This window comes from Rhodoferax potami, from assembly GCF_032193765.1.
GTDB classification, from domain to species: Bacteria; Pseudomonadota; Gammaproteobacteria; order Burkholderiales; family Burkholderiaceae_C; genus Allorhodoferax; species Allorhodoferax potami.
The window spans coordinates 2869543-2891621 of sequence record NZ_JAVBIJ010000001.1 but is presented as its reverse complement, the minus strand read 5'-3'; the positions used below and the strand labels follow the sequence as shown (position 1 = coordinate 2891621).

Below are 22079 nucleotides of genomic sequence, written 5' to 3'. Positions count from 1 at the left end.
TGGAGAAATGAATGCCAGAACCGACAAGTAGTGGGGTTGCCGGAGCAGCGGTGGCCTACAAGGCGCTGGGAGGGACAGCAGCTGCTGTCGCGAGTGGGGCCACTTTGGCAGCCGTGGTGGTCATGCTGATGACGCCACCTCGGAATAAGCGGGAGTGGGCCGTCGGCTTGATCAGCACGGTTGTGTCCAGCATCGGCGGCGGTGCAGTCACCGTCGAGCACTTTGATTTGCATCACTGGGCGTTTTCAACCATGGGACTGTGTGCCATGGGTGGATTGATCTTTGCCTGTGGTCTGCCGGGGTGGGCGATGGTGCGCTGGACCTTTGCTTTCATCGACAAGCGTCGGGATGACTCGCTAGATGCGGTGGCCAAGGATGTAAAGGAGCTGCTATGAAGCCGATTGAATTCATCTCAATGATCGGATCTTCTGCACAGGCCACCGCCAAGCGCACGGGCGTCTTCGCCAGCATCACGATCGCTCAGGCTGCATTGGAGTCCGGCTGGGGTGAGTCGGGCCTGGCCAAGGTGGGCAAGAACCTCTTTGGCATCAAGGCCGACAGCCGCTGGCGAGGGGAGACTTTGATCCTGCAGACCAAGGAATTCATTCGTGGCCAGTGGGTTGTGGTGCCTGCCAAGTGGCGCAAGTACGCCAGCTGGCAGGAAAGCATCGATGACCATGCAGCTTTTCTGAAGCAAAACCCACGCTATCAGCCGTGCTTCCAATGCCTCAAAGCAGAGGCATTTGCACAGGCACTAGCCAAGGCCGGGTATGCCACTGATCCAGGCTATGCCGACAAGGTGATCAGCCTCATGAATCAGCACAAGCTGCAAGCTCTGGACGAAAGCGCGCCATGAACTGGTTCACTAGATTCATCTTCGCCAACTGGAATTACCTGATGGGCGGCCTCGTACTGCTGATGGTTCTCATCTGCGGAGTCCAAATCGGAGAGACACGCGTTCATCGTGAATGGAATGCCGAAAAGTTGCGAGCGGCGCTGGTCGTGGCCAAGCAAGAGCAACGCGCTGCTGATTTGCAGCAATCTCAAAGTCAAATCAATCAGGAAATTTCAAATGAATACGCGAAAAACTCGAGGCTGCTGGGCAGTCGCTTGCCTGGTATTCGCCCTGTCGGGGTGTGCAGCAGCACCCCAATCAGTGCCGGGAGTGTGCCCACCGTTTCCGAAGCTCCCGCAGGAGCTGCAAGCATCTCCGCCGACCCTCTATCTCTTACCGCTGGAGATGCGGGAGCGGTGAGTTGCGATCAGTTGAGCAAGGACGCTGCACAAACCACCCTGATGCTGATTGAGTTACAGCGGTGGTACCAAAAACAATCAGCAATTGAACCTTAAATAGAAGCCCGGCTTGTCTTAGGACAGGTCGGGCTTTTTTGCGTTTTCAGGCTTGGATCGATGCATGAATCTAGGTAATGAATTCCATGCGGTAAAACAAATTCTTTGACTTGCATTGTGGGCAGAAGATTGCTTTCTCACGATCGAATTTTCCACCACAGTCGCATATCAAGCTCTCTTTGTATTCATTGGCTTTACCACGTCCTCCCCCAGTAAGTGAGGTGATTTTTCCGCAAGATTGACACTGAAATCCTGAATGACTACTGTCGATTCCGTGAATAAATGAAGTCACCTTCTCGCTGTGTTGGCAATCTTGGCAATGAATTGATCCACAACCACCCATACGTTGGAACCAGAGACCAACCGACTTTTCAATGCGATCTCTTTCGATCTCGCTTTGCAATCTTCGTTCCTTGATAACACCCCATATCAGTATTGACCACAACAGAATCATTCCGAGCGTCAACAATATGCGTAAAAGCAGAATTTTCTTTTTAGAGGGAAGCTGTTGATCATTGGCTGCATACAAAAGCGGGTTGCTAACTCTCTTGATCTCATCGGAAATGACTTTGCCTGCTGGCCCAACAGTTGCCAGCAATACTCCAATTGCCAGATAGCTGGCAATTGAAATTCGAATGAAATCAATACTTTCTGTCATGAGTGTTTTATCAATCGGCTTGATTAATTCTTCTTCGAGAGATCGTTTCCAGCTTCATCCAGACTATCCAGAAAGCTTTTAAGTTTCCCTCGGTTGGCGCTTCTCGGGAGTCCGAGCGTGATTCGTTCTAAGCGGAAATCTGGGTCTCTGCGATTGGTTTCAGCTCGTTCACGGGATAGCTTGAAACGGGTGGACAAATCAGGATCTGAAAAGAACGCAATGCATTCACCTTGGCGTGCAAAAGCATCTAGCTCATCCTGGGTAATACAGAGGTGAACCGGTTTGTCGCAGGTTGAGCAATGCTTAATGCCTGCTTTGTCTGTCTCCGTGAGTTCGAACCAATTTCTCGGGCATTCGAACTCCATCTCGCAGTTGAGAAATTGATGTGGAGGCGTGCTTGGTGCAGGCGTCGACATGATTAAAGGCTCTTTCTGGATTTGTGAGAAACGTTCCCACTTCCGCGTTGCATGACGATGCTCCCTGTATAGATGGCATCAGCCTCGAAATATCGAGTTTGAGTCACACTGACGGAGTCATCATTGCCAATTGCAAGAAAGTAGTTACCTGGACAGAGGTTTCCGAAATTGACGGCACCGCCGTTACTTTTTCTGGATTGGACAACGCGTGAATTTCCCGGGCTGCCAGATCGCAGCTCCACAAGAACACCTTCTCCAAACGTTTGAAGCGTGATGTTGTACTCCGTGTTGCATGCCGCTGCACTTCCAGCCGTACCAAGTAAGAGCAGTGCAGAGATCAGATACTTATTCATGGCCATCCTCCAGGTTGTCGTCGAAATGTTTGGACTTGATCGATTGCAAAAAGGTGATCAGATCCTCTAAATCTGCCGCAGCAAACATTCCTGCCTGCGACAACTCGATGGCGGATTCGCCGATGTTTAGCATGTTCTCTTGAAGAATTTTTACGGCAAGCTCTTCAACAATGTCCCGTCCATCCAGCTTCATCGAGGAAATCCATTCGCCGCGCATGTATGCCGACTGGTTGATGTTTCCGATCAAGTCTTCGACGGTATGGAGATCGTCGCGGTATTCGCCGGGTTTGTTCTCGAAGGTCGAGACTTCGCCGTCGTCTAGGCCGCCAGCTTTCTCTGAGCGTCGAGTGCCATTGATGGTGAGAACCATTGTGTGATTGATCATCTCGACTCCTCGGATGCAACGTCTTTGATTTCATAGATGTCTTCAAACCAGACGGTGGGCTTCCAATAATCCCTGTCGGTTGGCTTGCTCCCGACTTTGTTCCAAACGGTTGTTCGAACATGCTTGCCCTTGAGAGCGGTTGCCTTGGCGAGCGTTTTGGGGATGTCCCACTTTTTGAGCAGCTTGAGTCCGTTGCTGAGCTCAATTTGCGTGTATTGGGTCGGGCCTCGTTGTCGATCTATCGTGACGACTCTTGCGTCTTCGAGAATCGCCCCATCGGTCACATCAATTACCTGGTTCTCGTAGTTGACCTTGGACATCTCCTGATCCTGGACGGCCTCTTTGGCTTCGAGTTCAGAGATGCGGGCAAGGAGCACTTTTCTGTCTTCGTTGGCCTCCTCGAGTGCAGAGACGAGGCCTTCAACTTCGCCCTTGTTCAAAAGATCGGAGAGGTCTTGCTGGTTGCGGAGTTGGCCACTCTTGTAAAGAGGGTGAAGGACATCCCGGATGAATTCCGGGGTGATCCGCGAGTCACCTGATTGGCGAGCGTCGGAGAGCGCCTTGGTCAGATTGGCTTCTGTGCGGATATCTGATTCAACAGGGAGAACGGTGAAAACAGGTGGAAGCTTCTGAGAGTCCTGGCTGTCTTTGACGACCAATCGCCACCGCCCCAGGTCCTTCCTGACAGGGTAGAGGGTGACAAGATTCGCGATGACGTGATATCGCTTGTCAGTCAGTTCGCGTCGGTTTTGTTGATCGGTCCCAGTTTCGTCATAGACCAGATTCTCAAGAAAGACTTTTCGATCCGAGAGAACAGCACCAATCCGCAGCGGGATCGTGTCGAGGATTGCGTGAGTGGTTAGGTGTGCTCTCATGTTTCTCTCATTCCTTTGCTCTTAATTTCTTGCCGACATTCCTTGTTGAAGGGAAGTCGAAGAATTCATCCCTGGGTAATAAGTCGAGTCGAAAACCATATCGGTTAGCCATCGCTTGAAATTGGGGTTGTCGCTGAATTGTTTGAACAGTTCAGTGTGGTCGGACAAGAGTTCCAAAACGACCCGGTTGAGCGCCTTGTCGTGCTCAAGCTTTGCGTTCTGCTTATCGGAGTTCGCCAGAGCGTTCTGGTACGCCTTGTCTTGAGCAACACGCGCGGGGATTTCTTCGGCGATGACCCTGCGAATCTTGTCCTCGTCCTTCCAGTCGATGTTGCCGAACAGATCGTTGAAAGTCTTGACAATCGCAGAGAGCCTATCGACTTCTGCCTCGCCTTTGCCACCTCCTGCGCCTGGTGGAACTGGTTCGACAGTGGCATCGGTGTCGTCCATTGCCATCTTCAGCGCCGCTTTGGCCTCAACCCGGTAGCTGTCCATGTCGATGGTTTCCAGCACCCCCTTGGAGAGGTCTTCCTCCTTGGGCGCGGGCAACTTGGGGATGAGGAAGTTCAGGAAGATCGACAGCTTCTCCCAAGTCGGGTGACCGTAGCTCAGGATCGCAGCGAGGAAACCGTAGCTGCGCACGAAGGCCTTCGCCTTCCCCTTGAACTTGACCTGATCGTCCTCGCCGAGCTTGTCTGTGTATTCGACCACGCACGCATCGAGGATCGGATCAAGTTTGTCCCGGTCAGCGCCGTTCAAGTACAGCGCCACCAAGTCTTCTACCTGCTGCCAGCTGTAAACCTGCTGCCCGTCGAGTTCGGCCTTCAGGTCATGCAGCTTGTTGGCGTCGGTTTCGCCGGTCTGTATGGTGGCGCGGTAGTAGTCCTGGAACGCCGCCTTCACCGCCTCGGCGTTGTCGGCGAAGTCGAGCACGAAGGTGTCGTACTTCTGTGGATGCGCCCGGTTCAGGCGAGACAGGGTCTGCACCGCCAGGACGCCCGCCAGCGGCTTATCCACATACATCGTGTGCAGCAATGGTTCATCAAAGCCGGTGACGAACTTGTTGGCGACGATCAGGAATCGATACGGATCTTGCTTGAGGTTGGCAGGAATGTCTTTGCTTGGAAACCCGTTGAGATCGGCTTCGGTCTTCTTCTGGCCACCAATCTCGAAGTCGCCCGAGTACGCCACGATGGCTTTGTAAGGGCTCTTGATCTGCGTGAGGTAGTCCGACACCTCACGGAAGTAATCAATGGCCCGCGCGATACCGCTGCACACGATCATCGCTCGCGCCTTGCCACCGATCTTCTGTTTGCCCGCCACCTGCGCGATGAAGTGATCGACCATGATCTCGGCCTTGCGGCGGATGGCCTTGTCGTGCGATTCGACGTAGTGTCGAATCTTCTTCAGAGCCTTCACCTTGTCGAATTCCGGGTCGTCCGCCACCGTCTTGGCCACTTGGTAGAAGCTGTCGTAGGTGGTGTAGTTCTCCACTACGTCGAGGATGAACTTCTCCTGGATGGCCTGCTTGGTGGTGTAGGTCAGTTCTTCGGGCGAGCGGAACTGCACCTTGTCGCCGACTAGGGTCTTCTCGCCGAACAACTCCAGCGTCTTGTTCTTGGGCGTGGCAGTGAACGCAAAGTAGCTGGCGTTGGCCAGAAGCTTGCGCGAGGCGATACGCTTCTCGATCTCCGCGTTGACAGCGTCCTGCGTGCTGTCCTCTTCGAACTCCTCCTCCGTCGCCTTGCCGCCCAGGGCTTCGTGCATCCGCGCAGTGGTCTTGCCCCCTTGACTGGAATGCGCCTCGTCTATCAACAGCGCGAACTTCCTGTCGCTTAGGTCACCCAGCTCATCGAGGATGAACGGAAATTTCTGCACCGTGGTGACGATGATTTTCTTGCCACGGCGCAAGTACTCACGCAGTTCCTGCGCATTGTCGGAGTGGCCGAAGATTGCCGCCACGTGGTCGTAACCCTTGATGGTTCGGGCAATCTGTGTGTCCAGCGCGCGCCGGTCGGTAATGACGATGATGGAGTCGAACTGTGCCGTCATCGGGTCGTCCTTGCGGCGCAGCTCCACCAATTGGTGCGCTAGCCAGGCAATCGTGTTGCTCTTTCCGCTGCCTGCGGAATGCTGGATCAGATAGCGCTTGCCCACCCCATCGGTATGGGCGCGGCTCAGCAGCGCACGCACCGTGCGCAACTGATGGAAGCGCGGGAAGATCTGCTTGCGCTTCTTGCGCTTCTTTCCGCTGGCGTCTGCTTCTTCCTCCTCAACCACCTGCGCATAACTCTCGATGATGTTGGCCAGCGACTCGCGGGTCAGCACCTGCTTCCACAGGTAATCGGTCTTCAAACCATCCGGGTTGGGTGGATTGCCCGCGCCGCTGTTCCAGCCCTGGTTGAATGGAAGAAACCACGAGGCTTTGCCCTTAAGCTCGGTGCAGAACGCGGCCTCCGTGTCATCTATGGCGATGTGCGCCACGCAACGCCCTAACTGGAACAGCAGCTCCTGTGGGCTGCGCGTGGTTTGATACTGGACGATGGCGTTGGCCAGGGTCTGCTTTGTTAACGAGTTCTTCAACTCGAACGTCAGCACCGGTAGCCCATTTATGAAGATCGCCAAGTCCAGCTCGTTGCCGGAATCGTTGCTATAGCGAACCTGCCGGGTGACGCTGAAGATGTTCTTGCCGAAAGCGTCAGCTGCGGCGGCGTTGCCAGGCGTGGGCAGTAGCTTGTATAGATCGACGTGTACTGGCCCGTGGCTCACGCCCTTGCGCAGCACGTCCACGACGCCGCGCTTGGTGATCTCGCCTTGCAGCCGGTGCAGGAACTGGGTGCGCTTGATACCGTCCGCTGCCAGTTCCAGCGTATCCACCGCCTTAGGCTGGCTGGCCTGCAAGAAGGCCAGCAACTGCGCCACATCCAACGCCACGTCGCGGTTGTAGTCGGTTGGCTTGCCCTGCACGTATCCGTTGTGGGTTGCGGCGAAGTCCGTGGGAGCAAGCTCATGGCTGTACTCAGGCTGCGGCACGCCGGTCAAGCCGCGCACCACGCGCGCCTCGAACCAGCGCTCACTTGTGTCAGTCTTCGCCATCGCCATCCTCCTCATCGGTCACAGCTTCTGAGTTGTCGTCGAGCGCAGCCAGCGCCGCGTCGTCCACCATGTCCTCCGGTCCGGGCTGCCAGCCGCGCACGTCTACTTGACCAGTGACCACATCGGCAATTAGGCGATCGCGGTATTCCCTGATCAGCTTGATTTCGTCTTCGTTGCGGGCAATGGCGTCGTCAAATATCCGGCATTCGCACTTGATCCAATCGCAAATGAGTCTCTGCTCCTCCAATGTTGGAAGAAAAACCGGAAGCGCCTTGACCTTGGCAGCATTCAAATTTGCTTGAGTGCTTGTGCTCGCAAGATTCCTGATGTGACGCTCCAAGCTACGAAGCCAAAAAAACAGGAATTCGGGTAACAGCACGTCGCACTTCGGCTCAAGTCCGAGGATCGCTTGATTTATTGCAGCGTCTATCTCAAGAACTGCAGCTTTGCCGATGCTGGCATACATCGTGTAGAGCACTGCTCCAGCAGGGACAACGGTCAATCGCTTCGACAGTAACCCGGCTTGAGTCAGTCGCTTGGTCGAGGTAACAACGCGATCTGCCCTTGTCACATCCCCGATCAATAGCCACGGTGTTCCATCGCTGCTGTCAGACCAAAAGCTATCAACTCCGGTGTCTGGCGTGCCGCCTGCGTGAATCCGGGAAACGCAATACTTCAAGCGAGACGTATCCCAATGCTCCGGCATCTCGCCTAGCCATTCAATGCCGGATGGCTTGAGTGGGACGGTAGGATCGAGGCCGCGCGTGACCCCGTGGTCGATGATGCGCAGCTTCTGTTCGGTCAAGAGCTCGATGAGTTCGCGTTTGGCCTTGATGAAGCGGGCGATGTGTGCGTCCTGCGCGCGAAGGTAGGCGACGATCTGGTCTTGCTCATGGCGCGGAGGGACAGGAATTGGAATTTGTCCAAACTGGTCGAAATATAACCGGAGGCGCATGTCCATTATGCCCCTCGACCTTATTTTGAACTGCTGGAGATATTTCTTTGTTCTGAATAGAAAATGATAATAGTCTGTGTTGCACGACTTGATTGGTCTCAAAATATCATAGGCGGGACTCGTAACGCCTTGATAGTGAGAGGCGCCAATCGCTCCCATCCAAGCGAGGAGCTTGTTGCAAATTATGTCTCCCTCCTTTACTACCCAATATCCATCGGTTGTAGAGGCTTTGTTGCCGCGTTGTTCAAGGCTTTTTCTCGGTCTTACGCCAATATGGGTGTAAACAGATAGCAACTCCATCTGGTTATTTGCCGGGGCCTTTTCAATGACCAGGCGGAACATTTGTTTGGTACGCAGAATAGCCCACGAATCAGGTAAATGTTCAAACCATTTCAAATCAGTTCGTCTGTAATCTGGGTAGGGGCAAAACATTATTTTTCTACCCCCACGATCTTGTGCAACAAACCTTCGCTTTGCTGCTCCAGCGCGAGGATGTCGGCGCGAATTTCGGCCAGTGTCCGCAACGGCACTGGCTTGTAGAAGTAGCGTGCGAACGAAATCTCGTAGCCGATCTGGGTCTTGTCCGCTGTGATCCAGGCGTCCGGAGCGTGAGGTATCACCTCGCGTGCGAAGAAGGCGTCGATGCCACCCGGTTCCTTCAACGGCACCAGCTCGGTGTCGCGCAGCTCGCTGTCGGGTTCGTACTCGACCATGAAGCGATCTTTGCCCACGGGCTCAAGGTACGCGCCATCGAAGCCGGGTTCGAAGTGTTCCCCTGCCTTGAGCTTGCTGCGTTTGGCAATAACCGGCGGGGCGGCTTCGTCGCGCCAGCTCACCGCCTTGTAGATGGCCTTCTTGTCGGACGCACCGAGCTTGTCACCCTGCGCCTTGATCGCCGCATCGAAGAGCGTGCGGAACTCGTTGTGGTTGTCGAACACGGCGCTGCCCAGAGCCTTTTGCGTCCGTTGCGCCACCTCCATCAGCCCCTTGTCGCGCAGCCATGTCGATGCGTCTAGCAGCTTCTTGCGCCGCTTGGCGGGCACGGCCTTACGGGCAGCGGGGGCTTCGCCGTCATCGCCGCTGTCGCTGTCTTCTCTGTTTTCGTCTTCGTTTTCGTCCTCGTCGTCGCCTTTCAGCCACGCCTCGATGATCGGCCTGCGCTTGGCAAACTCGCTGTAGAGCGCCTCGCCGTGAGTGGCGTAGATCTCTGCGCGCAGTGCCTCATCGCCGGAGGCAAAACGCAGGGACTCGATGCGTTCGTCAGATAGTTGGCTTTTCAGGCGCAGCGGACGCTCGACGGTGATCTTCCAGTAGCCGAAATCCTGGGTGTCGAACCATTTGCTGTGTTCGGTTTCTTTGGCAGATTCCTGCGCATCACCAAGGTAAAGGTCGATGATGTGTTGGATATCGGTACCCGAGAGTTCGCAGTTTTTCTTGCCGAGGTTGCGACGCAAAGGCTGGAACCACTGCGATGCGTCGATCAACTGCACCTTGCCGCGACGCGCTTGGGCCTTCTTGTTGGCCAGTACCCAGATGTAGGTGGCGATGCCAGTGTTATAGAAAATGTTGAGCGGCAGGGCGATGATGGCTTCGAGCCAGTCGTTTTCCAGCACCCAGCGGCGGATGTTGCTTTCGCCCTGGCCCGCGTCGCCGGTGAACAGTGCCGAGCCGTTATGAACTAGCGCGATGCGGCTGCCCAACTGCGTGGTGTGCTTCATTTTTTGCAGCTTGTTCACCAGGAACATAAGCTGCCCGTCGCTGGACCGGGTGATGAGCTTGAACTCGGCATCGCCATCGTGGCTGACGATGAAGCGCGAGTCGTTGAATTCCTTCTTTCCGCCCATGCGATCCAGATCGGTCTTCCAACTCTTGCCGTAGGGAGGGTTGGAGATCATGAAATCGAATTCGCGACTGCGGAACTGGTCGGCGGACAAGGTTGATTTATCTGCGCCGCCGACGATGTTCTCGGCTTCCGCGCCTTCGCCCTTCAAGAGAAGGTCGGCCTTGCAGATGGCGTACGTTTCGTCGCTGATCTCCTGACCGAACAGGTGGATAGACACTTCCTTGCCGTGCTGCTCTGCCAACTCGTGCAGCGCTTCCTCGGCCACGGTTAGCATGCCGCCGGTGCCGCATGAGCCGTCATAGAGCGAGTAGGTGCTGGACTCAATCCTGTCGGCCACTGGCAGGAACAGCAGTTTGGCCATGAGCTGCACCACGTCGCGTGGGGTGAAATGCTCACCAGCCTCTTCGTTGTTTTCCTCATTGAAGCGGCGGATCAGCTCCTCGAAAACCGTGCCCATGCCGTGGTTGTCCAGAGCGGGCAGCTTGATACGACCGTCGACATCTTTCACTGGGATCGGCGCGAGATTGACCTCAGGGTCGAGGAAGTCGTCGATCATGTAGCCAAGGACGTGCGAATCCACCAGCTTCTGGATCTGGTTGCGGAAGTTGAACTTGGTGAGGATTTCCTGAACGTTGGGCGAGAACCCGTCCAGATACGCAATGAAGTCATCACGCAGGCGCTGACCTGCCGCACTGGCTTTAAGCTTGGCCAGAGTGAACTCCGAGACGTTGTAGAAGGCTTGGCCTGCCGCCATACGCAGAGCGCCGTCCTGCTCAGCCACCTTGTGGGTGTCCAGGAACTTCTTGCGCTCCAGAACCGTGTCCTTGGTCGCTTCGAGGACGGCGTCGAGCCGCCGCAGCACGGTGAAGGGCAGAATCACGTCGCGGTACTTACCGCGCACATAGACGTCGCGCAGGCGGTCGTCAGCAATATTCCAGATGAAGTCGGAGATCCACTTGATCTGGCTTTGGTCATGTTGTTGTTTTTTTTGCATTGATATATTCCTCAGCTCGTTGTCTTGCCTGTGGAGACAGCGAGATTCCAATGGTCTTTGAGGACGTCCACAAGGCGTTTCTGGCGCTGAGCCAGAAGCGTGGGTGTCCACTCGTTTTCTGCTCTGACTTCCTGAGTCAACACGAAGGGCGACGCCTTGCCTTTGCCCTTGAAGTAGGCATCCTTCTTCTTAGCAAAGTCGTAGTTGCTCGCAGACGAGTTCTTGTTTCTGTCCAGCGGAACCAGATTGGCTAAACGGTGCGTCCAGCCATCGCGTTCGTCTTCTTCCGGGAACCACTTGATCCAGTCCGAACTGTCAGGCGGTGTTTGCGGCAGGACGTGCTCCAGCGAAACGGCATCTTGCAGCTGTACTCCGGGTGCGCGAACCAGGGATTCAAGGCGCAAGACGAGCGCCATTCGTGCCTTGGGCAGATCGTCGTAAACGTCGCCATCGAGTGCGGTGACGAACTTGCGCTTTTGCGTGTCAGTGAGATCCAGCGTGGTTAGCGCGGCCAGATCCCCCTTGAAGGATTCCGGCTCAATTTCTTTGGTGAGCGCAGCGTAAGTTTCAATTCTTTCGTTGATGCCAACTTTGGTGACCAGCAGGAAGTAGGTCAAGCGTTCCAGTGACTGAAAGAATTCGGCTAGCAGCTTGGGCTGCTGTCGGAAGCGCTTGAAATAAACAAGTGCTGGGGGCACCCAGTCCTTGAAGTCCACGCGATTGAGCCAAGACAAATGTTCGTTGATGGTCTCGGCGTGCTCGGTGGCCTCGAAGTCGGCATCGCGCACGAAGTCCCACACTTCGGCATAGGGTTTTATGACCTTGTCGACGAGATCGATGGGTGCCTTGTATTCGGTGACGTGCTCCTGGAACTCCTTGACCAGGATGTATTTCTGCTTCTTCTTGGCGTAGATGCTGCGGATGTGGCCAAACAAGTCCCCGAAAGCGTCGCGACCCAGCGAATTTTCAATCCGACTCCACTCTTTTGCGTAGGCACGACTTTTGACGTCGCCAGCCGTGGTACGGATCAGGCCAAGCACCTGCGCCTTAATGATGTCAATAGGCGCGAGGTCGAGCCCCCGGTTGTTGAGTACAGAGAAGATTCGGTATGCTGCTTCAAGGTCTGGCGTGGAGATGACAACCAGCGAGCAATCGTTTGCGAGGAACTTCCACAGAGCAATCAGTTCGGCAGGCGGCAGCGCCTTTGCCTTTTCGAACAGCAGAGTGGCGTTTTCGCGGTAACGCAGACGGCTGTCTTTCAGCTTGTCGGTACTGGCGACCAACTGTGCGATGCCACCAGGCTCCTGGATATTGGTGCGAAAGAAGTCTGCATCTTCCTCGCGGGCGGTCAGGCGGTACTCGTTTTTCTCGCCAAGACTTATCTTGCCCTTCTTATAGAGAAAGTCGGTGATGTCGTCTGCTGCATCCGGCATCACGGTGCGCAAAACGGCGAACAACATCGTGAGCGTAGACAGACGCTGCTGGCCGTCGACTACTGATGACTTCGGGTCCCGGTCGTTCTTGATCAAAACGATGCTGCCCAGGAAGTATTGGCTGCTGGCCCCCGACATGCGCGCATCCTGCATCGCCGAGTACAAATCATCAAATAGCTCTGTGGCCTGCTCGGTTGTCCAGGCGTAGGGGCGCTGGTAGTCAGGGATCTCGAACTGGTAGCTTCCTTCGAAGATCTCTCGTATCAGTTTGTCGTGGGCTTCAAGTGTCTTAGCCATTAGCTTTATCTCTTTATGTATGCTGGAAGGATTCAATTAATTTTGGGTAACGTTTCCGATCGAACAATTTCAACGATCTGAAAAGTCTTGGATGCGCTACCAGCAAGATGAAGAGCTACCTCGTCACCAACAACTGCCCCCAGAAGTGCTTGAGCTAGTGGTCGGCTTTCATTGACGATGCCGTTGGAGAAATCGTCCTTCCCGTTGGTGATCTGAACCGTCAACACATCGTTCGGCTTGGACAGATCCACGTAGCGAACCACATCCCCAACGTCGACCTCTAAATCATCCTCGGTGTCGATCAGAACGGAGTTGACTGCTGCTCGCTCGATTTCGGCTTGTGCGGCGTTCTCAACCGGTTCAATTACCTCAATCACGCGTGAGATCGTCTGTCCTGCACCTTGCCCCTCTTCGATCCAGGCTTCACCTGATGCGTGCTCAGGCTTCCAGCTCTCGCGCAGATCCTCAAGGAAGCTGATGACCTTCTCGGTTTCCTGTCGTGGCGTGCGGAACCAGTCCGTTGACCAGATACGCCAAATGCGACCCCGCCAACCCAGCGACTCGAGGATTTCTTGACGTATGCGATCACGGTCGCGAACAGACAGGGCCGAGTGGTAGGTTGCGCCGTCGCATTCGATCGCTGCCAGATACGAGCCTGGTGCGTCTGGGTGTTTGACGGCAATGTCAATGCGGTATCCCGCCACGCCCAGTTGAGGGGTGACTTCATAGCCACGCATCTTGAGCATGTCCATGACGGAGATTTCGAAATCACTGTCTGGCTCGCGGTCTGTCTCCTCAATGGTCGGCAGAGAACCAGTGCGGGCGTACTCGAGGTAGTTGCGCAGGGCCTTGGTGCCGTCCGGAGTAGTGCCATCCATCACGATGTCTTCAGGACGCAGGGACGTGTACAGGGCGATGGACTTCTTGGCGCGGGTGAACAGCACGTTCAATCGACGCCAGCCGCCTTGACGACTGATGGGGCCAAAGTTCTGACGGACAGCGCTGGATCCTGGTGGTTTACCGAAGGTCGTGGAGATGATGATGGCGTCGCGTTCATCACCTTGGACGTTTTCAAGGTTCTTGATGAACAAGGGCTGACCTTCTGTCGCCCAATGATCTCGGTAGGAATCAGCACCACGAACCGACTTCAGACGCTCTTCTAGCAGCTCAGCGATCAAGTCTCGCTGCTTGATGTTGAGAGTGACGATGCCAAGAGACTCGTTGGGGCGAGTAGCAATGTGCTCAACGACTGCGTCCACAACCCGCTTGGCTTCGCGCAGATTGGTCTGGTTTTCGTAGATGGCATTGGCTAGGTAAACGGCACGCACCCCGAGCTTTCCGCCCTGTCCATACGGCGAGGGGAAGATCACCAGGTTGCCACGGTAGAAGCTGTGGTTTGAAAAGGCGATCAGCGAATGGTGCTGCGAACGGTAATGCCAGCGCAGGGAGCGAGTAGGCCTGAAGTGCGATGAGCAGACATCCAGGATGCTCTCAGCATCAGTTGTGGTGAAGTGATCGTCACTACCGTCACCGTCCTGAGTCATCCGAGAGAAGAACGACGTCGGGGGCAGCTGTTTGGGATCACCAACCACCACCAATTGGCCACCACGCGCAACTGAGCCGATCGCCTCCTCGGGCTTCAACTGGGATGCTTCGTCCATGATGACGAGGTCAAACTTGATGACCCCTGGAGCCAGGTATTGCGCTACAGCTTGCGGTCCCATCATGAAGCAGGGCTTGAGCGCCTGAATCGACCCACCAGCGCGGGTGAGGATCTTCCTAACAGGCATGCGCGGGCGTTGCTGTGGCATGAGGTAGTTCAGGAGAACCATCTCAGTGCGATCGTCAACGCGTGCACCGTTTCTGCCGGGAGGCGGAGAGGCCTTGCGAGTGCATTCGTAGGCGATTGCCTTGCCACGCAGAGCAATGATCTCCTTGTCCAGTCGTTTGAACTCGTCGCGGATCTGGTTGTGTTTGAGGCCCGTGAAGCGCCCAAGCTGGGGGATGTTGCGGAAGGCCTCCCGAGTGATTGTGCTGTAGGTGCAGTAGGCGTAGGCGTCGGACAACTCGTCTGGTTTGATGCGCTTTCTCTCAAGGAGCTCCACGAACTCAGACAAGGTCAGCTCGTTGGCCTCCTTGCGTCGGGTCAGGTACAACGACCAAGGAATCAGAAGGTCCCTGTCCTCGACAGCCTTTTGAACTGCGCCATGCAAGGCGCTGACAAACAGCTCCAAGTCCTCGTCTGCAGGTGCGCCAGTCCATGTGTCCAGCTCGAACTTCCCGAACTGGGACAGAGCATTGCTCAAGCCCTCAATCTGCTTCAATCCCGTGTGGACAGATTCCAGAGCAGCAACAAGAGTTCTACAGGCTTCAATCGGATGCCCGGTGCGCAGCTTGTATTTGACCTGTGGCGACAAATTGAGACCGTCGATGCTTTGACCGAAGGACAGCGCCTCGATGGCGGTCGAACAGTCCGTGTCCACCCCCAGGTAGAGATCGCCGAGGAGCGATTTGACGCGGACATTGGCTTGAATCTGTGACTTCAATGACGAGCGCTCCAAGGCCGCGTCACATCCGGTGATCACTTGGCTGAATGTTGCTTGGCTGCGCGCCTCCAACTCAAGCCATTCGAATCGGTCTTCGAGGGCTTCTGTGAATTCACCGGTCTTCTCCAACACCTTGTCGAGGAGATTGCTGCCACTGAATTCAGAGAGGCGTTTGAGCTTTGCGTTGATGTCCTTGACGGCTGCGATTGCGGTCGTGATCTCCAACTTGACCGTCGAGAATTCGCGGCGCAGGGCGCGGGCTTGGTCAGCGGTGAAGCTAATGGGGTCGATCAGGACAGCTTGGATATCTTCTGAGGCGACTTTGATGCCACGATTCCACTTCGCCAGTGCAAGGTATCCCTCCAGAGGGGTGGGAGTGGCTGGCGTGGGGAAACCGAGGAACTGCGTCCAGGTCGGCGATGACTTCCACTGTTCTTTGAGGCCCAGCAGTTTGACGATTTGTTCGAGCTGCTCCAGCCGCTTGTGGCCAGGCATTTTGAGCTTGGTGCGTTGGAGTGCCTTGTGCAGCCCGACCGCTTTGCGCCAGCGACCTTGGAAGATGCGGTACCACGCATCGCCTTCTCGCAGGGTCAGGATGGCTTGCTTGATATCTCCTTCATGTGGCAAGGTGTCCACATAGAGAGAGTCCCCGAGTTCTTTCTCAAGACCGGTCCACTCTCCTTGAAGAGCATGCAACTGATCAAGGGCCTGGACTGCGCCATCGCGAGTCAGGCCAGGGGTCTGGAGATGGAAGTGTTCCTCTGGGGCATCCAGCACGAGATCGGTAAAGCCGAGCAACTGCTCTAGCTTTTGCGTCGATCCGTTGTAAGGGATCTTCTTCTCGCCCAGGAACATCACCAAGTTGGCGTTGGCCGTCGAAAGTTTGCCCGACGTCTCAACCAGTTGTTGATGCAGGATGCGAATCTCGTTGAGCGTGCCCAGATCTACGCCCAAGCTGCCCGCGATTCGCTGCAAGCCCTTGAGGTCATCTGTCCCAGACTTAGTGACGCTGGATTCAAGCTTCAGAGCTGTTTTGACGGCCCCTTCGAGGCTGTGGAACTGTTCGACTTGTTTGGCGAAGGCGTCCAGTGCTTGAGCGGCTTTGGCCCCTGTCTCGTCATCCTCAAAGAATCCTGGGATGAGGTGCAGTGGCAGTTGCTGATTGGCGGTCTCAAGCAGGTTCTTCAGTACGGCCAATTGCTCACCGCTGAACTCCAGTGAGAGGTTGTGGACGCGGCCTCCGAGCACCTGCGAGTAGTGCTTCGAAGCATCTACCAAGGCCTGGCCCCACTCATCAGCTGCTTCAAATAGTTGGGTGAGTTTGACCTCATCGCCGGGGATGAGGCGCTCAGGGTAGAAGCCCCAGAAGGTGCAGCTTGCGTCAAAGCCTCCGACCGACTTGTATTGGGAGCCAAGGTAACCCAGGCAGTCCATGCGTCGACCGAACTCGAATTCAGAAATTTGAGTTGCGTCGCCGATGCTGATCTGGCTGAGCATGCTCTCTTCGTTGCTCAAACCTTGACGGTGCTTCTCGGCCCGCCACATGATCTGATGCAGCGTCAAACCAAACGCGTTGTGCGCGATGGAGTTGATCAGGTCTGTGTAGGCTTTGAGATCCTGGCGGTGCGCTTCCAACTGCTGCTGCAGGCGAGGAAGGTCATTGGGATGGTTGGGCCTGAAGGTGGTGCGCTTGGCTATTTCCTCCAGGACCCGCTTCTTGTTAGTCTTGTTACTGTGCAGCTCAAGAACAAACGGATCGAGGCCAGCCAGTGACAGGCGGTTCTTCACGACTTCAAGAGCTGCCAGCTTCTCAGCGACAAACAACACCTTCTTGCCTTCAGCCAGGCATGCCGCAATCAAGTTCGTGATGGTCTGAGACTTGCCCGTGCCCGGCGGTCCTTCGATCACCAGATTCTTCTTGAGTGACAAGACATCGATGAGGGCGCTGTGCTGAGAGCTGTCAGCGTCGTAGACCAGTGGGATGCTGGCCCCTGGGCCTTCTTCCACCAGATGTTCTTCGGCCAGGCTCAGGCCCGCTCCTCCGTCATCAGCTCTGCCCTCGAACACCTCACGAACGATTGGGTGATCAATGAGGGAGTTCTCATCTCCGTTTGAAGGCCATTTGGTTGGATCTAAATCTCGAACCAGCAGCATGTTGCTGAAGCTGAGCAAGCACAAAGAGACTCGATGCTTGAGTGCGAAGCCGGGTTGCTTTTTGATGATCGCTTGAATCTCGGCAAAGTAACCGTTGACGTCGATCTGTTCTTCACCAAGTTCAGGCAAGACCAGCCCGAAGTCGTTGCGCAGCTTCTCTCGCAGTGAGAGGTTTTCTGAGATGTCGTCGCCCGTGTACTGGAGGGAGAACTGCTGGATTCCCGCGACCTCCTTCTTTTGCAGCGACACAGGTACGCTAATCAACGGGGCGGTGAAGGTCTTGTCGCTATCTCGCTGGTCGGGAAACTCCAAGAACCCGAGCACCAGGAACAGCATGTTCGCGCCGGTCTCCTCAATCGCCAGCGTGGCCTCGCGCTCGATCTTGCGGCAGTGCTTGGCCAAGTCGTCCGGGTACATCAGTGCGCGAACATTGGACTCGTCCGATTCTTCCCCTGCACCTGAAATGTCATACCCCGTGGAGACGCCCACGGATTTGGCCCAGTCTCGGGGTTCAGGCCGCTGCAGGCGTCCATTGCGCTCGACCCAGTCTCTTCGGGCCGGTTCAGGTAGTCCTAGGACGCTGATGTTGGCTTTGTTGTTCGCCTCAACCAGTTTTTGATAGATGGCGGCAGGATGGCCCTCGACAAACTGCAGTGATTTGCCTGCGGTGTGCTTGAAGTTGATGAGGCGGTTTCGCCCTGTCAGATCGAGCAGTTTCAGGCGTAACTGCTCGAGAGCGGAGGTGAGTGGAGATGCACTGTCGCTCATGCCTGTCCTTTTGTTCTTTTGTAGCCCGGGGCTAAGTCAGCGCTCTCGGCGTTGGCCAGAGATTCGATATTTTGGAGCGCGAGGTGGTACTCCTCAGGATTAAGGGAGCTGTCTGCGGAGCAGTCGACTCCCCAGCGCCTCAACATGTATCCGGCAACAGCTGCTCGACAAGATACTTCGATGCGGCGTCCCTTCATTCGGTAATCGGCTTCGATGGCCGCCTGATGGGTGATCTTGGGATGAGGGATCAGGGACAGATGGACAACCTGCGACCACTGGTCATCGGCGGCGGCACCTTCACGGTCAGCGATGTCTTCATCAAGTGCGTGTGCGAACTGGATTCGGTTGATCACAAAGTCAGAGAACCTGTTGTTCTCACGATCGAAGGCTCGGACATGCCACCTCTTGCCGTTATCGACCAGTGCATGAGGTGCGATTTGTCGGGCTTTGTATCCGCTGGACAGGGATAGGTACTTAATCTCTAGGACTTTGCGTCGGTAAATAGCCCTGGTTACCTGTGCCAACATTTCCGCATCGGGAATGCAAAGAGTATTTACTGACTCAGTCGGCAGTCCAGGCGGATTAGGTAAGCCATCGCCCAAGCCTGACTTAAGCCACCAAAGGACGTTTTCCGTTGACAGCTCAAATATTCGCTTGAATTTGTCAGATGGCTGATAAGTTCGTGCCCGATAGTCGTAGTCCAGATTCTTTGGGGCTAACTGCTTGTAAAGCGAAAGGTCACGACTTGCCTGAACCGACGCAACAGAAAACCTTTGAGCTACATCTTGGCGTTGCAACTCGCCGAGAAAGTACAGCCTCGCCTCAATGAAGGCGAGCCGCTCCACTTGGGAACGGGGCGCTTGGGCCAGCTCTTTCTCGATTCGGGTCATGTTTTGAGCATGTTTCTAAAAAATATTGTCATTGGCACGATACCACTGTATCGTAATGATAACAACTCTGATACCATCTTATAAGATTAAAAAGAGTTTCTTTGTCAAATGATTTGAGGAGTACCGATGCATGACATCCCCATGTCCGAAGTGACACCAGAGTTTGCCCGCTGCTGGCAAGCCGCTGGTATGCACATCGAGCGCGCGGCGGGTGGTCAGCTCAACGCTTGGTTGAGGGCGCATTTGAACCCTCCCTTCCTCGAACATTTGTCGTTTCGACTGGGAAACCAGCTGTTCTTCTTGAGGGTCGAGGACGCAGAGGGTCAGATAGACGGGCCTGGCAGTCTGCAGGGTCTACTGAGCGTTGCCGACGGGTGCAAAGGACACGCCTGCCTAATGCCTATGCGCAAGCATGGTGGCAAGTGGGAGGCCGCCCTCCCTGGTTGGGGCTTGCAAGACGCGAGAACCAAGAAGCTCATCGATCCACCGGCTGAAATCAGCGACCAGAAGATCGAGATGACAGACTGGGAGTTGCAGGACTTTGCAGTCCAGGTAGTCCGTGAGCAAATCGAAAAAGAAGGTCATGAGCTGATGTCATGGCAGGCGAACCCGGGCGTGGATCCCTCGCTTTGGTTTGTTGGCAACGATGGCCCGGAGTGGGTCATTGTGAGAACCGCACGCTATCCCCAGAAAGACGCCGAGCTGCCGGGCAACTGGCGCACTGTCGCTGATAGCTGCTCGCATATGAGTAAGCGGGGCAACTTCGCCTCCGTCTCTGTGGCTTGCATGCAGACCATCTCCGAAGGCGGCAAACTTTATCGAGGCTATCCGCTGGTGACGAACTATGCGGGGCTGCAGCCCATACACAAGATGGGGCGCGCAGCGTAAAGACGATGGGATTTCGATTTCAAAAGCGAATCAGCTTGCTTCCCGGGATTCGGCTCAATTTGAGCAAGTCCGGGGCAAGCGTCACCGTCGGCAAGAACGGCCTGTCTGTGAATCTCGGTAAGGATGGAGCAACTGGCAACGTTGGCATACCCGGAACGGGGCTCTCTTACCGACAAAAGATCACGGGCAATCAAACACCCGTCTCCGAGCAAGTTGCGACCCAGCCCGAATCGATCATCCAAGCCGACGCAAGTGGGGCGAGGATTTGGAAGTGGCTGTTCTTTGCAGCTGTCGTGGTGATTGTTGTTTTGCTGGCTGCGAGGGGATAGAAGATGACTCAAGCGGTATGTTTCAAGTGCGGCGAGATGAAGCATGGAGCCTTCACTGACTGTCCTCATTGCGGGGGAAGACCAGTCACCGATGATGAATTGGTTCTCTCGTTGGCAATGACCGATCACTACTTTGACCTGGCTACCATGAAGCAAATGGGAGCTTCGGTCGCAGAGGGTAAGCCTCCGCACCTAGATGAGAAATCTCGACAAGACCTGTTGAAGCAACTGGAAAACGTCAGGAAAACACCTGTTGGGCGGTTGCTGGGCGGTGGAGCACCAGCTCCCGAGAAGAAAAAAAGCAAGTGGTGGCCGTTTTAAGAGGGTTGATGCGTGGAGCTCGTTTTAAATAATCCGTTCCGAGTGTTGGGTTTGCCTGCAACAGCAAGCACGCGGGACATCACCAAACGAATTTCAGATCTAGAGACATTTGCCGAACTGGGTAAGGCGAAGACGTATCCGCACGATTTCCCAGGTCTTGGCGCACTCGATCGAAGCATTGAAGCGATCAAGGACGCAGCCAGAAAAATCGAACAGACCGAGGGGCGACTCTTCCACTCCTTCTTCTGGTTCCGTGCGGGTGACAGCGTTGACGAGCTGGCACTTGAAAGCCTGGCAGCTGGCAACGTCGATGAGGCAGTTGAACTGTGGGACAAGCAGCTTGGCAAGAAAGGCACCAAGAAATACACATGGCGACTCAATCGCGGCGTACTTCGTCTTGTTAGAGCCAACGGTGGGACGCTGGACAAAGACGAAATGGATGAAGCCTTGGAAGACTTGGGCTTCGTCATTGATGATGATCTAGATGAATCAATCCAGGACGTCCTGTCGGGCAATGAGTCTGGTCTGGACCGAGAGAGTCTCTGGAGGCGTGTTGTCGACGAGGTGGTTGGTCTGGTGCAGTCTTCTGCAGGCACCCCCTACGGGAATAATGCATTAAAAATTGTTGAATCTTTCTGGTCGTTCCCCTCCGAGGCGCGCGACTACGTCTCATCCAAGATCGTCAACCCATTGATTGAAGAGGTTAAAGACGCGATCAAGGTAAGTGAGGAACTTCGTGCCGATGAGGACCTCGAGGCACTCAAAGCCAAGAACCAGCTGGGCAAGGTTGAAAAGATCATCAAAGATCTCAAGGAAGTCTTGGGTGAAGAAGACATTCGCTTCCAAACAATCGCGAATGCTTATGCCGACGAGGTGTGCGCATGCGCAGTCAAGGCACTCAACAAATTCAAAGACCCGAAGTTAGCCATGTCCCTCATTCAATGGGCGGACAGTCTTCCCTCGTTCTCTCGTGTGAAGTCTCGCATTGAAGAGAACCTCGAAATTATTCAGGGCTGGGTTGAGGAAGACGAAGAAGACGAGCTCTTTGGGGAGCTTGTCAAGAAGCTCAAGGTGGACGTGTACACCATGACCCAGGCCAGCAACATGTTGGAAGACATGAAGCGTGAGCTGACGAAGATCAAGGCAAAGGTCGGCTCAACGGACAAGCGATACATCACGATTTCGTCCGCATGTGCGCACCGAATCCTTGGCTTCCTGATTGATACGGTCAACGAGGCGCAAGACTCGTTCAGCTCAAGGAAAAATCTGACGGATCTTCAGTCGACTATTGGACAGGCGACCGGACTGACCAGGAAGCTCCTGCTTTTAGATCTTGATGGAGAAACTCGAGTTCGAGTGAACAAAAACCTTGAAACGATCGAAGGCATTAATACCAGCGTGACCGCCGCTGTAACAGTGAGAGCAAATCGCGCATCTAGTTCAGGCAACATCTTCGAGCAGATCCCGGTCTGGGTGTGGATCGTCGGAGTCATCTTTCTGTTGTCCATGTGCAGCGGATAAAAAGGAG

At 55.1% G+C, this 22079-nt stretch carries 18 protein-coding genes; 7 read left to right on the top strand and 11 right to left on the bottom strand.

Annotated features, from left to right (window positions below; translation table 11 throughout):
* Nucleotides 1-11 precede the first annotated feature (11 nt).
* Genes RAE21_RS13840 through RAE21_RS13830 form a run of 3 tightly spaced genes read left to right on the top strand, consistent with a single transcriptional unit; the run spans nt 12 to nt 1350 of the window.
* Nucleotides 12-395, top strand: a complete 384-nt coding sequence (locus tag RAE21_RS13840) for a hypothetical protein (RefSeq protein ID WP_313881867.1) — start codon at nt 12-14, stop codon at nt 393-395.
* A complete protein-coding gene (locus tag RAE21_RS13835) occupies nt 392-856 on the top strand; it encodes a glycoside hydrolase family 73 protein (RefSeq protein WP_313881866.1) in 465 nt (154 codons plus the stop codon). The genes RAE21_RS13840 and RAE21_RS13835 overlap by 4 nt, the downstream gene beginning before the upstream one ends.
* Nucleotides 853-1350, top strand: coding sequence for a hypothetical protein (locus tag RAE21_RS13830; RefSeq protein WP_313881865.1), 498 nt, complete (start codon nt 853-855; stop codon nt 1348-1350). The genes RAE21_RS13835 and RAE21_RS13830 overlap by 4 nt, the downstream gene beginning before the upstream one ends.
* 70 nt (nt 1351-1420) lie before the next feature.
* Here RAE21_RS13830 and RAE21_RS13825 read toward each other — a convergent pair whose 3' ends face one another.
* From RAE21_RS13825 to RAE21_RS13775, 11 genes are read right to left on the bottom strand one after another with little or no spacing between them, the layout of a single operon-like run.
* Nucleotides 1421-2008 carry a hypothetical protein gene (locus RAE21_RS13825; protein WP_313881864.1) on the bottom strand — a complete coding sequence of 196 codons (588 nt, stop codon included), beginning with the start codon at nt 2006-2008 and terminating at the stop codon, nt 1421-1423.
* Nucleotides 2009-2031: 23 nt separating this feature from the next.
* Entirely contained in the window at nt 2032-2424 is a 393-nt protein-coding gene (locus RAE21_RS13820) for a hypothetical protein (protein WP_313881863.1), read from the bottom strand.
* A gap of 2 nt (nt 2425-2426) precedes the next feature.
* The gene (locus RAE21_RS13815) at nt 2427-2777 is read right to left on the bottom strand and encodes a hypothetical protein (protein ID WP_313881862.1); all 351 of its coding nucleotides are present in this window, start codon (nt 2775-2777) and stop codon (nt 2427-2429) included.
* Complete coding sequence (locus RAE21_RS13810) at nt 2770-3147, bottom strand: hypothetical protein (RefSeq protein ID WP_313881861.1); 378 nt, start codon at nt 3145-3147, stop codon at nt 2770-2772. The genes RAE21_RS13815 and RAE21_RS13810 overlap by 8 nt, the downstream gene beginning before the upstream one ends.
* Before the next feature lie 11 nt (nt 3148-3158).
* Nucleotides 3159-4037 carry a hypothetical protein gene (locus RAE21_RS13805; RefSeq protein ID WP_313881860.1) on the bottom strand — a complete coding sequence of 293 codons (879 nt, stop codon included), beginning with the start codon at nt 4035-4037 and terminating at the stop codon, nt 3159-3161.
* Between the two features lie 21 nt (nt 4038-4058).
* On the bottom strand, nt 4059-7133 hold the full coding sequence (locus tag RAE21_RS13800) for a type I restriction endonuclease subunit R (protein WP_313881859.1): 3075 nt from the start codon (nt 7131-7133) through the stop codon (nt 4059-4061).
* Entirely contained in the window at nt 7120-8484 is a 1365-nt protein-coding gene (locus tag RAE21_RS13795) for a restriction endonuclease subunit S (protein WP_313881858.1), read from the bottom strand. Before RAE21_RS13795 ends, RAE21_RS13800 begins: the two co-directional genes overlap by 14 nt.
* Nucleotides 8485-8519: 35 nt before the next feature.
* Entirely contained in the window at nt 8520-10925 is a 2406-nt protein-coding gene (locus RAE21_RS13790) for a type I restriction-modification system subunit M (RefSeq protein ID WP_313881857.1), read from the bottom strand.
* 11 nt (nt 10926-10936) lie between these two features.
* The gene (locus tag RAE21_RS13785; RefSeq protein ID WP_313881856.1) at nt 10937-12655 is read right to left on the bottom strand and encodes a DUF262 domain-containing protein; all 1719 of its coding nucleotides are present in this window, start codon (nt 12653-12655) and stop codon (nt 10937-10939) included.
* 32 nt (nt 12656-12687) lie between these two features.
* Nucleotides 12688-18123 carry a DUF4011 domain-containing protein gene (locus RAE21_RS13780; RefSeq protein ID WP_313881855.1) on the bottom strand — a complete coding sequence of 1812 codons (5436 nt, stop codon included), beginning with the start codon at nt 18121-18123 and terminating at the stop codon, nt 12688-12690.
* A complete protein-coding gene (locus tag RAE21_RS13775; protein ID WP_313881854.1) occupies nt 18120-19013 on the bottom strand; it encodes a helix-turn-helix transcriptional regulator in 894 nt (297 codons plus the stop codon). The genes RAE21_RS13780 and RAE21_RS13775 overlap by 4 nt, the downstream gene beginning before the upstream one ends.
* Nucleotides 19014-19139: 126 nt before the next feature.
* Between RAE21_RS13775 and RAE21_RS13770 the strand changes: the two genes are divergently transcribed.
* Genes RAE21_RS13770 through RAE21_RS13760 form a run of 4 tightly spaced genes read left to right on the top strand, consistent with a single transcriptional unit; the run spans nt 19140 to nt 22072 of the window.
* Nucleotides 19140-19901, top strand: coding sequence for a hypothetical protein (locus tag RAE21_RS13770; protein WP_313881853.1), 762 nt, complete (start codon nt 19140-19142; stop codon nt 19899-19901).
* A gap of 5 nt (nt 19902-19906) precedes the next feature.
* Nucleotides 19907-20230, top strand: a complete 324-nt coding sequence (locus RAE21_RS19355) for a DUF4236 domain-containing protein (RefSeq protein WP_428984031.1) — start codon at nt 19907-19909, stop codon at nt 20228-20230.
* A 3-nt stretch (nt 20231-20233) separates the two neighbouring features.
* A complete protein-coding gene (locus RAE21_RS13765; RefSeq protein ID WP_313881852.1) occupies nt 20234-20551 on the top strand; it encodes a hypothetical protein in 318 nt (105 codons plus the stop codon).
* Nucleotides 20552-20563: 12 nt separating this feature from the next.
* Nucleotides 20564-22072: a hypothetical protein gene (locus tag RAE21_RS13760; RefSeq protein WP_313881851.1), complete on the top strand. Its 1509-nt coding sequence runs from the start codon at nt 20564-20566 to the stop codon at nt 22070-22072.
* The last annotated feature ends 7 nt before the right edge of the window (nt 22073-22079 follow it).

What these genes read in the sequence shown, in the direction of transcription:
- RAE21_RS13840 (WP_313881867.1), top strand. Translation starts at nt 12, where the DNA reads ATGCCAGAACCGACAAGTAGTGGGGTTGCCGGAGCAGCGGTGGCCTAC.
- RAE21_RS13835 (WP_313881866.1), top strand. Translation starts at nt 392, where the DNA reads ATGAAGCCGATTGAATTCATCTCAATGATCGGATCTTCTGCACAGGCC.
- RAE21_RS13830 (WP_313881865.1), top strand. Translation starts at nt 853, where the DNA reads ATGAACTGGTTCACTAGATTCATCTTCGCCAACTGGAATTACCTGATG.
- RAE21_RS13825 (WP_313881864.1), bottom strand. Translation starts at nt 2,008, where the DNA reads ATGACAGAAAGTATTGATTTCATTCGAATTTCAATTGCCAGCTATCTG.
- RAE21_RS13820 (WP_313881863.1), bottom strand. Translation starts at nt 2,424, where the DNA reads ATGTCGACGCCTGCACCAAGCACGCCTCCACATCAATTTCTCAACTGC.
- RAE21_RS13815 (WP_313881862.1), bottom strand. Translation starts at nt 2,777, where the DNA reads ATGAATAAGTATCTGATCTCTGCACTGCTCTTACTTGGTACGGCTGGA.
- RAE21_RS13810 (WP_313881861.1), bottom strand. Translation starts at nt 3,147, where the DNA reads ATGGTTCTCACCATCAATGGCACTCGACGCTCAGAGAAAGCTGGCGGC.
- RAE21_RS13805 (WP_313881860.1), bottom strand. Translation starts at nt 4,037, where the DNA reads ATGAGAGCACACCTAACCACTCACGCAATCCTCGACACGATCCCGCTG.
- RAE21_RS13800 (WP_313881859.1), bottom strand. Translation starts at nt 7,133, where the DNA reads ATGGCGAAGACTGACACAAGTGAGCGCTGGTTCGAGGCGCGCGTGGTG.
- RAE21_RS13790 (WP_313881857.1), bottom strand. Translation starts at nt 10,925, where the DNA reads ATGCAAAAAAAACAACAACATGACCAAAGCCAGATCAAGTGGATCTCC.
- RAE21_RS13785 (WP_313881856.1), bottom strand. Translation starts at nt 12,655, where the DNA reads ATGGCTAAGACACTTGAAGCCCACGACAAACTGATACGAGAGATCTTC.
- RAE21_RS13780 (WP_313881855.1), bottom strand. Translation starts at nt 18,123, where the DNA reads ATGAGCGACAGTGCATCTCCACTCACCTCCGCTCTCGAGCAGTTACGC.
- RAE21_RS13775 (WP_313881854.1), bottom strand. Translation starts at nt 19,013, where the DNA reads ATGACCCGAATCGAGAAAGAGCTGGCCCAAGCGCCCCGTTCCCAAGTG.
- RAE21_RS13770 (WP_313881853.1), top strand. Translation starts at nt 19,140, where the DNA reads ATGCATGACATCCCCATGTCCGAAGTGACACCAGAGTTTGCCCGCTGC.
- RAE21_RS19355 (WP_428984031.1), top strand. Translation starts at nt 19,907, where the DNA reads ATGGGATTTCGATTTCAAAAGCGAATCAGCTTGCTTCCCGGGATTCGG.
- RAE21_RS13765 (WP_313881852.1), top strand. Translation starts at nt 20,234, where the DNA reads ATGACTCAAGCGGTATGTTTCAAGTGCGGCGAGATGAAGCATGGAGCC.